This window comes from Mesorhizobium sp. B4-1-4 (assembly GCF_006439395.2).
Classification (GTDB): domain Bacteria; phylum Pseudomonadota; class Alphaproteobacteria; order Rhizobiales; family Rhizobiaceae; genus Mesorhizobium.
In genome coordinates, this window is the sequence record NZ_CP083950.1 from 3330871 (window position 1) to 3342942 (window position 12072).

The 12072-nt window shown below is 57.9% G+C and carries 10 protein-coding genes; 2 read left to right on the forward strand and 8 right to left on the reverse strand.

Going from position 1 to position 12072, the window contains the following annotated elements; all coding sequences use genetic code 11:
- Positions 1-283: 283 nt before the first annotated feature.
- Genes FJW03_RS15970 through FJW03_RS15980 form a run of 3 tightly spaced genes read right to left on the reverse strand, consistent with a single transcriptional unit; the run spans position 284 to position 3041 of the window.
- Positions 284-937 carry a PIG-L deacetylase family protein gene (locus FJW03_RS15970; protein WP_140764178.1) on the reverse strand — a complete coding sequence of 218 codons (654 nt, stop codon included), beginning with the start codon at positions 935-937 and terminating at the stop codon, positions 284-286.
- Entirely contained in the window at positions 934-1749 is an 816-nt protein-coding gene (locus FJW03_RS15975) for a sugar phosphate nucleotidyltransferase (RefSeq protein WP_140764286.1), read from the reverse strand. Before FJW03_RS15975 ends, FJW03_RS15970 begins: the two co-directional genes overlap by 4 nt.
- On the reverse strand, positions 1746-3041 hold the full coding sequence (locus FJW03_RS15980; protein WP_140764180.1) for a class I SAM-dependent methyltransferase: 1296 nt from the start codon (positions 3039-3041) through the stop codon (positions 1746-1748). Before FJW03_RS15980 ends, FJW03_RS15975 begins: the two co-directional genes overlap by 4 nt.
- A 327-nt stretch (positions 3042-3368) precedes the next feature.
- On the opposite strand from FJW03_RS15980, the gene rfbC reads away from it, so the two are divergent.
- Positions 3369-3920, forward strand: a complete 552-nt coding sequence (gene rfbC, locus FJW03_RS15985) for a dTDP-4-dehydrorhamnose 3,5-epimerase (protein ID WP_140764183.1) — start codon at positions 3369-3371, stop codon at positions 3918-3920.
- On the opposite strand, the gene FJW03_RS15990 is transcribed toward rfbC, so the two are convergent.
- From FJW03_RS15990 to FJW03_RS16005, 4 genes are all read right to left on the reverse strand, one after another.
- Entirely contained in the window at positions 3915-5234 is a 1320-nt protein-coding gene (locus FJW03_RS15990) for a DUF4910 domain-containing protein (RefSeq protein WP_140764186.1), read from the reverse strand. The two genes, rfbC and FJW03_RS15990, sit on opposite strands and share 6 nt — an antisense overlap.
- A gap of 5 nt (positions 5235-5239) precedes the next feature.
- On the reverse strand, positions 5240-6301 hold the full coding sequence (locus tag FJW03_RS15995) for an NAD-dependent epimerase/dehydratase family protein (protein ID WP_140764189.1): 1062 nt from the start codon (positions 6299-6301) through the stop codon (positions 5240-5242).
- Positions 6302-6551: 250 nt separating this feature from the next.
- Positions 6552-7982, reverse strand: a complete 1431-nt coding sequence (locus FJW03_RS16000) for a DUF4214 domain-containing protein (protein WP_140764289.1) — start codon at positions 7980-7982, stop codon at positions 6552-6554.
- A gap of 257 nt (positions 7983-8239) precedes the next feature.
- Positions 8240-9508 (reverse strand): glycosyltransferase family 4 protein, encoded by a 1269-nt coding sequence (locus FJW03_RS16005; protein WP_140764192.1) that lies wholly within the window; start codon positions 9506-9508, stop codon positions 8240-8242.
- 190 nt (positions 9509-9698) lie between these two features.
- Between FJW03_RS16005 and FJW03_RS16010 the strand changes: the two genes are divergently transcribed.
- Positions 9699-10829: a glycosyltransferase family 4 protein gene (locus FJW03_RS16010; RefSeq protein WP_140764195.1), complete on the forward strand. Its 1131-nt coding sequence runs from the start codon at positions 9699-9701 to the stop codon at positions 10827-10829.
- On the opposite strand, the gene FJW03_RS16015 is transcribed toward FJW03_RS16010, so the two are convergent.
- On the reverse strand, positions 10822-12054 hold the full coding sequence (locus tag FJW03_RS16015; RefSeq protein WP_140764198.1) for a glycosyltransferase: 1233 nt from the start codon (positions 12052-12054) through the stop codon (positions 10822-10824). The two genes, FJW03_RS16010 and FJW03_RS16015, sit on opposite strands and share 8 nt — an antisense overlap.
- Between the last annotated feature and the right edge of the window lie 18 nt (positions 12055-12072).

The window sequence follows — 12072 nt, forward strand, 5'->3', positions numbered from 1 at the left end:
ACAAGGCTCGCCTACTTGGCAGGTTTGCCATGCGGTCGGATCGACTGAAGCTGCACAGAGCTGGGGTGGAGCTCAGAGATGACGGTTGATCAGCCTCTCATCCGCGGGTTGGGTACCGGCCTGCCGTCTCTTCGTCTCGGGGCTGTCCTCGGTCTCGCATCGGCTCGCCCAAATAACTAGCGACGGGAGTTCCCCACTGTGGCCCCACCCCCAGCCCTGTGCAGCGGGTTGGCGCCTGGTTTTGCCTGGGAAGCCCCACCTCCCCGATAAACATCGGCCACTGCTAGAAAATTCTCGCCTTTCTGACAGTGAACGCCTCAGCGAAATGCTCCGGCGCCCTGCATTCCATTCCGCGCAATCTCGCAAGCCCAACGAAGGTATCACGGTCGAACCAGTCCTTGGAACGCTGCGTCCCGAAGTGCTCATGGAGAAGCTCGATCTTGTGTTCCAGGACGTCGGCCGCAAGCGGCACGTATGCATTGGGCTGGCCAAGGTCGCCGTCCCACTTCGGGATCTCATATTCGAGCACGAGTTGGTCACGAAAGACATTCCAAGTCAGCTGGTTGACCTCCCGATGGTCCTGGTGGGCATCGAGCCTGGCGTGTGTGAACACGACGTCGGGATCGATCCTTGACCTTACATCAATCAACCAGTGTTTGATCTGTCGACTTTGAACTGGGAAGTAGCTGTCCTCAAAATCCGCGACGTCGACATGGGACGAGTTGGAGCCTTGAAGGAAAGCCTTGGCCGACGCCCTGGCTTCGGCCGATCGCTGACCGCCGCCGCTCAACACGCACCAATGGACGTGGAGTTTCACTCCCGAAGCAATCAGGCTGAGAATTGTGCCTCCAGCGCCTATTTCGATGTCGTCGGAGTGGGCTCCAAGGCAGAGGACCGAAAGTTCCTCCCCTCGGCGCGCGAGGCCAAGCCCCTTCATGATGCAGCCATCACCATGCTGCGTCTAAGTTTCTCGTCGGTGATCTTGCGATTCCAGGGCATGTCGCCTTTTTCGACCATGTCCTCGAGCGACTGCCAATCGCGCAGCGTATCCATCGAACGCCAGAACCCCTCGTGTTTGTAGGCCATGAGCATGTTGTCATCGATCAATCGCTTGAACGGCTCGAGGACGAGTTCCTCGCCGTCACGCATGTAATCGAAGATCTCAGGCCGGAACACGAAATAGCCACCATTGATCCAGATCTCAGACGTCTCCGTTGTGCGGAACTCCCGCACACGGCCGTCTTCAGCTATGTCGGCCAAATGATATGTCAGCGGCGCCCGTACAGCGAGAAAGCATCCGATTTTGCCGCTCGACTCGAATTTAGCGATCATGTCGCCGAGGTCGACATTGGTCAGCCCATCTGAATAGTTGGCCATGAACATATTCTCGTTCCTGACATGGTCCCTGGCGGCCCAAAGGCGCTCTCCAATGTTGCGCCAGATGCCTGTGTCGAGCAGGGTAATGCTCCAGTCCCTGACGATGTCGCCGAGCAGCTTGACGTCCCGGCCGCCCTGCGTGACCACGCAGTCAGAAAAGGTCTGTGGCTTCGTGTTCAGGAAGAAGTCCTTGATGATGTTGGCCTTGTAGCCCAGACACAGGATAAATTCGTCATGCCCGTAATCGCTGTACCACTGCATGACGTGGCGCAGGATGGGCTGATGGCCTAGCGGGATCATCGGTTTCGGTATGCTGTCGGAATAGTCGCGTATCCGTGTCCCGCGGCCACCACAGAAAAGCACGACTTTCATTTCGGTAACTCCGATGGATCGATCACTGTCACGAAAGGAATCGGCACAACGAATTTCGCGCCCCAGCCGGCGGTGTGATGCATCTGCCGGATAATCTCGTCCTTCAAGTTCCATGGCAGGATCAATATGTAGTCCGGCTTCGCGTGATCGATCGCGTCGATCGGCTTGATGGGAATGTGCATGCCTGGCGTGAAGCGGCCGTGCTTGTAGGGATTTCGGTCGACTGTAAAGTCGAGGAAATCGGGGCCGATTGCGCAGTAGTTGAGTAACGTGTTGCCCTTACCAGGCGCGCCATAGCCGCAGATCTTCCTGCCTTCGTTCTTGGCCGAAATCAGGAACGCCAAAAGATCTCGCTTGGCGCGCTGTGCCTTTTGGCCGAACGAGGCGTAGGTGGCCATTTCCGTCAATCCGTGCCGCTTTTCTCGATCAAGGACTTGGGCAACACGTTCATTTACACTGCGACCGCTGTCCTCGTTGGCGAGGTAGACACGAAGCGAGCCGCCATGCGTAGGCAGTTCCTCGACGTCGATGACTCGCATCCGGTGGCGAGCGGCCATCACCTCGATGGTCAGCAATGAGAAATATGAAAAATGCTCGTGATAGATGGTGTCGAACTGGTTTTCGGCCATCAGCCGTTCAATATGGGGGAACTCAAGGGTGATGACGCCTTCCGGCTTGAGGAGGATCTTCATTCCGGCCACGAAGTCGTTGAGGTCCGGCACCTGGGCTAGGACGTTGTTGCCGATGATGAGGTCGGCGCGAAGCCCTTCGGTCACCAGTTGAAGTGCCAGGCGGACCCCGAAGAAATCGACCCTGGTTGGCACGCCCTTCTCGATCGCTGAGCGCGCAACATTGGCGGCTGGTTCGACACCAAGAACGGGAACGCCTAGGGGCAAGAAATGCTGAAGCAGGTAGCCATCATTGCTGGCGAGCTCCACCGCCAGGCTGTTGGAACCAAGGCCAAGGCGTTTTGTGATCCCCTCGCAATAGGCCTTCGCATGAGCTACCCAGCTTGTCGAGAAAGAGGAAAAATAGGCATATTCGCTGAAGATGGAGTCGGGGCTCATATATTCCTTGAGCTGCACCAGGTAGCACGTATCGCAAACCAGGACGTTCAATGGGTAGTAGCGTTCCATCTCGTCCAGTTGGTCAGCCCGCAGAAAGCTCTCGCAAGGCGGCGACATGCCGAGATCGACCAGCTTGTGCCGCAGGCGCGATCCGCAAAGCCTGCAGCCGACATTGCTATGTATCGTATTGTGATCGCGAACGACTTCGACGGCCTGAATGTTCATTGTCTGCTCCTTGTCCGCCTACATGGAAGAAAACGGAGACGCTGTGGTCTGACGATGAGCCTGCCGCCCCTGCGCGCTCCCGAGCGTGTAACTGAAGGCTAAGGCGGAGCGCTTTGGCGTTCGATTTGCCAATGTGTCGGCTGCCTTAATCCTTAAAGGGCAAGCAGATGAGGCTACGGCGCCATTACGCAGCCGAACGGGTAAGATCGTCGATCCCGCATACCGCTATCGACGAAGCCGCCTAAGGCTTAGGTAGCTCTTCCGGCTGGTGCTTGCGATGCCAGAATTCCTGTCGGTATTTGCCGACCGAAGGGGCTTGGTGGTGACATGCAGTTTACCGAGACGGAGTTGAAAGGTGTTTGGTTGATCGAGCCGACGTCTGTAATCGACGACCGCGGATCCTTCACTCGTCTGTTCTGCGAAAAGGAGATGGCCGATTTCGGATTGGCTACGCGCTTTGTCCAGCACAGCAGGGCACATTCGGTAAAAAAAGGAACGCTGCGGGGATTACATTTCCAGGAGGAACCCTATGCCGAGGTAAAGCTCGTCTCCTGCGTACGCGGCGTAATTTTCGATGTCGTGGTGGACATGCGTCCGAACTCGCCGACACGTTACCAGTGGTTGAGCTGCGAGTTGACGCCCGCGAACATGAGGCAGATCTATATTCCCGCCGGATGCGCGCATGGTCTCCAGACGCTCACGGATGATACCGAGGTCTCGTATCTGATATCGCAGTTCTATACGCCGCACGCGTCGACAGGCCTCCGCTACAACGATCCCGTCTTCTCAATAAGCTGGCCTTTGATGCCGACAGCGATGTCGGAAAGGGACAGGACGTGGCCGCTGCTCAAGCAGCGAACCGCCGGCGGGGCACTATAGGGGCGCGTCCAGGAGCCCGTGCTCCGAAAGCAAGGTCGCAGCCGCGGCCAACTCTTTGAACGACAGGCCGGAGCGCTCAGCCATCGCCAAAAGCGAGTGCTGCCCGTCCGCAAGATTGAGCACCCAGAGCAGGGACATCGAGGTTATGCCCGACGATTTGTGCCCTCCCAAGGCGGCATAAAGACCGCGCCGGCCGAGTTGCGGTTCGCCCTTGGGGAAGAGATTCAACGGCGTCCAGTCCTCCTCGACGACGTCGATCACGTCATTGAGGATGCGAAATGAATTCTGCAAGCAGTCCGGCCTGAGGAAGTCGAGGTTGTCAGCCGAAGTATGGTACTCGGGGAAAGTTCCGTGCACGCTACGCTGGAACATGCCGACGGGAAGGTTGAAGCCCGGCGAACAATATTGCCTTTCATCATAGCCGTAGGGAGAGAAATCCATCAATTTAGCCCCGGGCTCGTGTCGGAGCACATTTGCCATGGCGCGGTCAATGAAGGCGTCGCCTCTGCGGCTGCGCTTGTATGTCACGCAACCGGCGTCGCCGACGCATGAAAGCACAAGACCGTGGTCGATGAGTTGTGCGCGGGTCTCGTTGCGGGACAGCCATGTCAGCGCGCCGATCGTGCCCGGAGCAAAGAGGAAACGATAGCTGTATTTGGTCCTCCTAGTCCTGAGCGTCCTCGCGAGGATTGCAAGCAGAGCGAGGCCCGAACAGTTATCGTTGGCAAGTGACGGATGGCATATGTGGGCCGAAAGGAGGAACTCCCGCTCTGTCTGTCCGCGATGCAGGTATTCGCCATATGTCAAACTGCCCTCTTTGAGCTCAGCATCGATCTCCACCTGGTAGAATTCGTCGGACATCTCCATCAGATGATTGTGCGCCATGCAGAAACCCCATGTCGGGGAATAGTAGCTGGTGCGGTATGGGATCGCTTCGGGCTGCTCGGGCAACGTGTAGATATGTGGCCTCAACTCGTTGAGCGGCAGGATGCCTTTGAAGGGCAAGCTGTAATTGACAACGTGGAGATTGGAATCGGCGAAATCGACGACGGTCCGCCCATCGGGGGCAGTGATCCTGGCCGAGCGGATGTTCCATTCCTTGGGAACAGTCCAGTCGAACACCTGAGTGCCCGTGGGGACCTCATGCTGTTGCAAGTCAATATGCCCGGACAGCACGTCCAAGGTTTCTCGGACCCCATCGCCCGTAATGCTTCTGCAAATCGGAAAGAGCCGTCCGGCCAGGTCGTAGATTTCCTGACCGAAGCCGACAGCCGTCGGCGATGAGCCCACCCCGGCAGGATCCACATGTTCCATCTGAACTAGCCCGTCACAACCTCCAGCCTCCTTGAGGCATTGGCGACACGCATGCGCTCGTCCAGAAGTCCGTTGGTCAAAAGGTACCTGATGTGACCGATACGCTGGAAGCGCGGCCCTTCGAATTCCTCCGGCGTGACATTCGATTGTCTATAAGCCCGGTAGAGCTGCTCCGCGCCCTTGCGGGCGTCCCACTGCGGCTTGCAGCTGGGAAGGGCGCGTGCAATTTTCTCGAAGCTTACGCGGTAGGAACGTTTGTCCGGCCCGGCATCCGACGCGTACTCCAGGCGGCAGCCGGGCACCACGTCGGCGACTATCTCGGCTATGTCGCGAATCCTGTAATTGTGCTCCGTCTGCCCCACATTGAAGGCTTCGTTGTGGATCACATCCCGCCTAGCCCCGAGCCCGGCGATAAACGCTCTGGAAATATCCTCGATATGGACGATCGGCCGCCACGGCGTCCCATCGGATTTCAGGAGGATCACGCCTTTGGTCACCGCCCAGGCGACCAGATTGTTCAGCACGATGTCAAAGCGGAGCCGGGGCGACAGGCCGTAGGCAGTGGCAGGCCGGAAATAGACAGGCGAGAAGTTGCTGTCGGCCAGTTCGGAAATATCCCGCTCCGAAAGCACCTTGGACCACCCATAGGGAGTGATCGGATTCAGCTCCCCGGTTTCGTCCACCATGTCGTCACCCGCCTGGCCGTAGTTGCTGCACGACGAGGCGAAGAGAAAGCGTGACACGCCCGCTTCTTTGGCCGCCTTGGCGAAACGAACACTGCCCTTGTGGTTGATCTCGTAAGTAACGTCCGGATCGAGATTGGAAAGCGGATCATTCGAAAGAGCCGCCAGATGGATGACAGCGTCGAAACCTTCGAGATCGCTCGGGTGCACGTCCCTCACGTCCCTTTGGATCGAGGGGACGGATGCCCGTTCCCCTCCCGCGGCAAAGGTGCAGCGCCGGTACAAATCAGCGTCATAGCCCGTCACCGAATGCCCCGCGCGAAGCAGCATCGGCACCATCACCGAGCCGATATAGCCTTGATGGCCGGTCACCATGACTTTCATCGTGCACCCCTCTAAATTTGGATTGATTGCCCGGAGGCTAACCGGGCGCAAAAGGCTGCGCGAGAACGCCAATAGGCGGTCAGAATGCCCTGTTGGAGGAGGCGTAACCGTTTGCTACTTCTTTCGTGGAGGTCCAGGCTCAGCCTTTCGATGGTGATCTGGCGGCGCGGGCCCCAAGTTCGTGGCAACTGGCAGAAGGCAAGCGACTTGCGATGATCCCGCCCGCCGTAAACCAGCGGTGTTGCCTTGATCAGCCGGGTGCTGGCAAATCCGAGGCGTCGCGCATGGCAGCATGCCGGGATTTGAACTCGCTCGAAGTGACTATACCCAATGCAACGGCATCGCGCGTCATTGATCCTACCCGCAACTGACGGGCATAAGTTTCCATCCCGTAACTGTCCGCAGGGCGATCCAACAGCAGCAGATAGAGGAAAGCGATATAGGCACGGTCCGTCAGGCCAATCGTGGCATATTTGTCCTCGAATTCTTCGGTGCGGATCATTTCCATGACCACATCGATAAGCCTGGCATCTCCGTTCTTGAGCGCTGCTGACCAACGGTTCAAGCTTGCGGCATCGCCGTCATGGCCCAGGACGAGGCAATAGGCAAAACTTGCCTGGCGGACATAGTTGAATCCATCGGCAAACGTGGCGTCCGCGTCGCAATCCCGGTTCGGTCTGGGCAGCGGCAGCGGCCCGCGAGTGATGTCACGAACCGCCTTGTAGGCAGGTTTCGGTTCTCCAGCTGCCCATTTGCCATTCTTGGTGGGGGCGAGTCTGACCAGCCCCATATTGGCTTCGAAGCTTGGAGCCCAATAGGTCTCATCCAGCAGCTCGTAGATATATGCTGCTTCGACTTTGTACTTGTCCTGGAGCTCGCGAAACCGCGTCATCGCCTGCTTGACACCGTCAGCTTGCTGCCGCTCGCTGCGCTGGCTCCCGTAGGGATTGTTAAATTCGGTGACCCAGATTGGCTTGCCGTAGGTGGAAATCTCGCGGAAAGCCCATTCGGGATCTTCCCCATACATGTGCCAGACCGAGATGTCCCAGGCGATCCCGTCCTGCTTCATTCGCGCGAAGGCGCCGGTATGGCCCCATCCAGCCGTACCCATTGCCTTTCTTATGCTCGGGTCGACTGCCGTCATGCCATCGGACAGGCCCTTTAGGACTGAGCTAACCTTGGCCCAGCGCGGACCGTAGTAGTCGAGCACTCCTGTTCCGCCGGCAGGCCCCCACCCGCATGGATACTGCGATCCGTCATCACGTTTCTCGCAGGGCTTTATGATGGCATAGATCTCCATCTCGTTGCCGAGTTCCCAAGCGCGGATATCGTTCTTGAACCTGGTGCCAAGGGTGACCGCCAATTTCCGGGCCTCACTGTAGAGTTCGTCCGGCCCGTCCTTGTCCAAGTCCAGTCCAGGTGTGATGACCGGCAGGATTTCGATGCCTCTTGCTTTCCCGGCCTTAACGAGTTGAGCAAGAGTATCCATTTCATCTTCAGCAGTGACGTTGACCCGATATGATTTGAGGCCAAGATCTTTGATGAAATCGAGTTGTTTCCCGATCGGGACGTCCGGATAGGAAACTACCGGATGGCCGTTCACGCCCCAGATCAAATCGGCGGATGCGGGCGCGGCTGTTATCAGCCATAGAGCAGCAGCTGCTGCGAGACGAACCGACATGGCGATCATGCCTCCTTTCACGACTTTCAATATTGGGATACTCGGAACTGTGGCAGCCGGAAGCAATTTGCCTATACGGGTATGGGAAGCTTCGATTTACCTCTTTTGGAGACCTCAACCTGGCCATCAGGCGGGCATAACTTTTTGTTTGCCGCACCGAAGGTTCAGGGACCGGAAAAGTGATGACAGCGGAATATCGATGGAATTGACATGTACTTGGCGCAACATCCGATCGGGTAACTGCAACGGGTTGTGATTTACCCGTAGGCTTCCTCGAAATCCGCGTCGACCTGGATCATAAGCTCGAGATATTTCCACGCGATCCACCGCCAGGAATAGCTGCTCGCCCTGGCATGCCCCTTGCCAACCATTCGCTTGCGCAAATCTGGATCGACCGATAGCTGGCGAACGTTCTCGGCCCATGACTGGACGTCGTCAGGATCCGCATAGAGCGCGGAATCTCCGCAGATTTCAGGCAGACACGGCGAAGTCGAGGCTACTACTGGGCAACCCGACGCCATCGCCTCGATGGCAGGCAGCCCAAAACCTTCGATGCGTGATGGAAACAGGAAGCAAACAGCGCCTTCGAGCGCCTTCTTGAAGTCGTGATCGGTTATGCGTCCAAGAAGGATGAGATTTTCCGGCATTTCTGGGACGTGCCGCAAGACGGTAGTCTCGTCGATATCGCCTGGCATCCAGAGGTCGAGACCCATCTCATCCAGGAAAGAGGCAAGTTTGGCAAGAAGCCCCATGTTCTTGTATTCTTGATCGCCTCTGCCGAGGCAAACAACATATTGCCTGCCCCGATTGACAGTCAGGGACGATCTTGTTGGATCCCACTTCTTTGCATGGTCGCTTCCATTGTAGGTAACGACGATGTTTTCCTCCCGTGCGATCCCGAACTTGACCAGGTAACTGCGCGAGAGCTGCGAAACCGTGGTGATCCGTGCAGCCCGCCTGCCGAGCAGCGGAAGGATCAAGCGGTGTGCCCAACGGAATCCTCGCCCATAGCTCGACGGCATCAGCCTTGTATGCATGTCATGGATGCATGCAATCTGACGTCTCAGCACGACCGGTGCGAGATTGCAAAAGCTAAGTAGTCCTCCAGGCACATGCCAAGGCAACTGTGCCTGAACCCAGAACTGGGGTAATCTGGGCCTGTTGAACTCAGGAACAACCCGCACGGATATAGCTTTCAGATGAAGAGGTTCGGCAAGCGGGCGCGGCACCACCAGATCGATTTCCAGGTCTCTGCCGAGGGGATGCCCTTCTGAAATGAGGGCGTCGAGCGCCATCGTCACCTCACGGGCATAACGCGCTACCCCATTGCGTCTAAGGATGGTGAAGTCCCCGTTTATTGTCCAGCGCCGCCTTGGCGGCTCGAAATCGGCCATCTTCCGACCGGGGTGGCCAATCAGGTTCTGCGGGCCTTCGGGAAGTGACCTTGCCACCACTGCGGCAGCGCTGTGCCCGTTCAAGTTGCTAGGCCCGCGCGCCGGCGCCGCATCAAATTCAAATTTGCCCATCACCTTCTCCGCTCAACCGGACCACCAGCGAGACTAACACTCCCGCAAACGCGAGGGCCCTCAAACGTTTGAGGTAGTTCCATCGTCTGCCCTAGCCTAGCTGGATGATCCTCGGCGCGTCCGGATGACCCAACGGCCGTAGTGACCGCACGCGATCGCGGTTCCAAACTAAGGACATTGAGAGGGTGACATGGCACGGCACTGGACGATCAACGGACGTTTCCTTTCCCAACCGACAACCGGGGTCCAGCGTTATGCGAGAGAGATCGTCCGATCGCTGGATGCTTTGATCTCCGAGCGGGCACCCCTCACCCGTGGACTTGAGCTCCGGCTCCACTATCCGCCGGGCAGCGCGGACATCTCGCTCAATTCTATCCAACCTTGCGAGATCGGCAGCACGGGTGGGCATCTGTGGGAGCAGACTCAGCTAGCCATCTCCTTGCACGGTGGCGGGCTGCTCAGCCTGTGCAATACAGGGCCGCTGCTGTACCGGAAGCATATCGTCTGCATTCATGATGCAAATGTCTGGAATGCCCCGCAGAGCTATTCATTTGGCTTCAGAAGTTCCTATAAAGCGCTGCTACCCTGCCTCGGCAAGACGGCATGCAACATTTCGACGGTTTCCAATTTTTCGCTGGGCGAACTGGTTCGCCGCGACATCGTTCCAGCGCAAAAGGCCTTCGTTGCTCCAAATGGCCATGAACATGTTTTTCAGTGGAAGGCCGAACATTCGGCAGCGACGCGTTTGGCCGCTTCGCCCGAAACTATCGTCATGATAGGCAGCGCCGCGCCCCACAAGAATGTAGGCCTCATTCTCGCAATGGCTGACCGCCTTGGTAAAGCTGGACTGAAGATCGCGGTTGTAGGCATGTCGGATTCTCATATTTTCAAGACCGGATCCGCCAAGCCTGAAGCCTCAAACATCCGTTGGCTCGGACGCATTTCCGACAGCGAGTTGGCTGCGCTGCTGATGGACTCGCTTTGCCTGGCCTTTCCTTCCCTGACGGAAGGCTTTGGTCTCCCGGTTGTCGAGGCGATGGCCCTCGGCTGTCCGGTAGTGGTGTCCGATCGCGCCAGCCTGCCAGAGGTCTGCGGAAATGCGGCTATTTATGCTGCTGCCGACAATCCGCAGGCATGGTTCGATCGATTTATGGGGCTCCGCAATTCCAAGGCGCTGCGCCTGCAGATGGCAGCGAAGGGAAAAACCAGAGCGTCCGCCTACAGCTGGAGGGCGAGCGCTCTGCGCTACCTCGACGCGATGGCCGCAGCTGACGGCATCGATACAGAAGCTAACTTCTTCCGGGCACGCGAACTCACATGATTCCGTGAAGTGCCTGGACGGCCCCGGTCGATTCCAGGATAGCCCGGTCGAAATTCTCTTCTGAGAAGCGCTGCGCGTTCTTGGCGCAGGCTTGGGGCGTGATTAGGCGGCTGTGTTCTTCGAACCGTTTGACCGCCTCCTTGAGGTGCTCAACGGTTTGAGCCTTGAACAGCACCCCCGTTGGCTCGGAATCTGCCCCCAGGCGCCGCGCGATATCGACCGCGCCGCCCCGCCCGAACGCGATCAGCGGCGTCCCACACGCCTGTGCCTCCGCGAGCGCTATGCCGAAGTCCTCACAACCGGCAAACACCATCGCCTTGGCCCGGGCAATCGTATCCACGTATTCCTTGCGTGGAAGGAAACCCGAAAATGTGACATTCGGACCCGCCAGCGATCGAAGACTGGCCGATTGCTGTCCTTCGCCGACTATGATCAGCCGCCGCGACGGCATCTCGTTGAAGGCCTTGATAATGAGGTCGGTGCGCTTGTAGGGGGCGAGGAAGGACGCCGATACGTAGTAGTCGTCCTTGTCCTCCACACAGGGCAGTTCCTTTAAAGAGACCGGGGGGAAAACGACGCGCGCGTCACGCCCATAGATGTGCTTGATTCGGGAGCGGACGTAGTTCGAATTGGCCAGCATCAAGTCGGGACCGTGAGCAGTTCGGGTATCCCACGTCCTCAGACGGTGCAGCATATATCGGTAGAGTATTCCCTTTGGGCCAAAGCCGAGCTTGCCCTGCTGAAGATAGGAAAACTGCTCGTCCCAGGCATAGCGGACGGGGCTGTGTACGTAACACAGATGCGGCTGATCAGGTCTTGTGATCACCCCCCTGGAAAATGCAGCCGAGGATGAGATCACCGCGTCATAGCCGGTCACGTCGAACTGTTCGATCAGGAAGGGGCAAAAGAAGAAGAGGGACCGATAGAATTTCTGCACCATCGGGATGCGGTTGGCTGCGGAAGTATGAAACTCCACGTCGCGGAAATACTGCTCCTTCACCTCGGCCGGGAGGAAATCGAAAAGCGTGAACACCTCAGCATTGGGAAACTGCTTGCAGATTTGCGCCAGAACCCGCTCGCCACCCCGGAAATTTGGGCACCAGTCGTGAACGAGCGCAATCCTGGCATATCTGTCGACGTCGGTCGCCGGGGCAGCCGGAAACTGTTCGATGGGCGTTTCGATCTTGGCCGCGATAGCCAAGTCGGAAGAGCGTTCATGGAGCATGATTTTCCCCTTCCACCT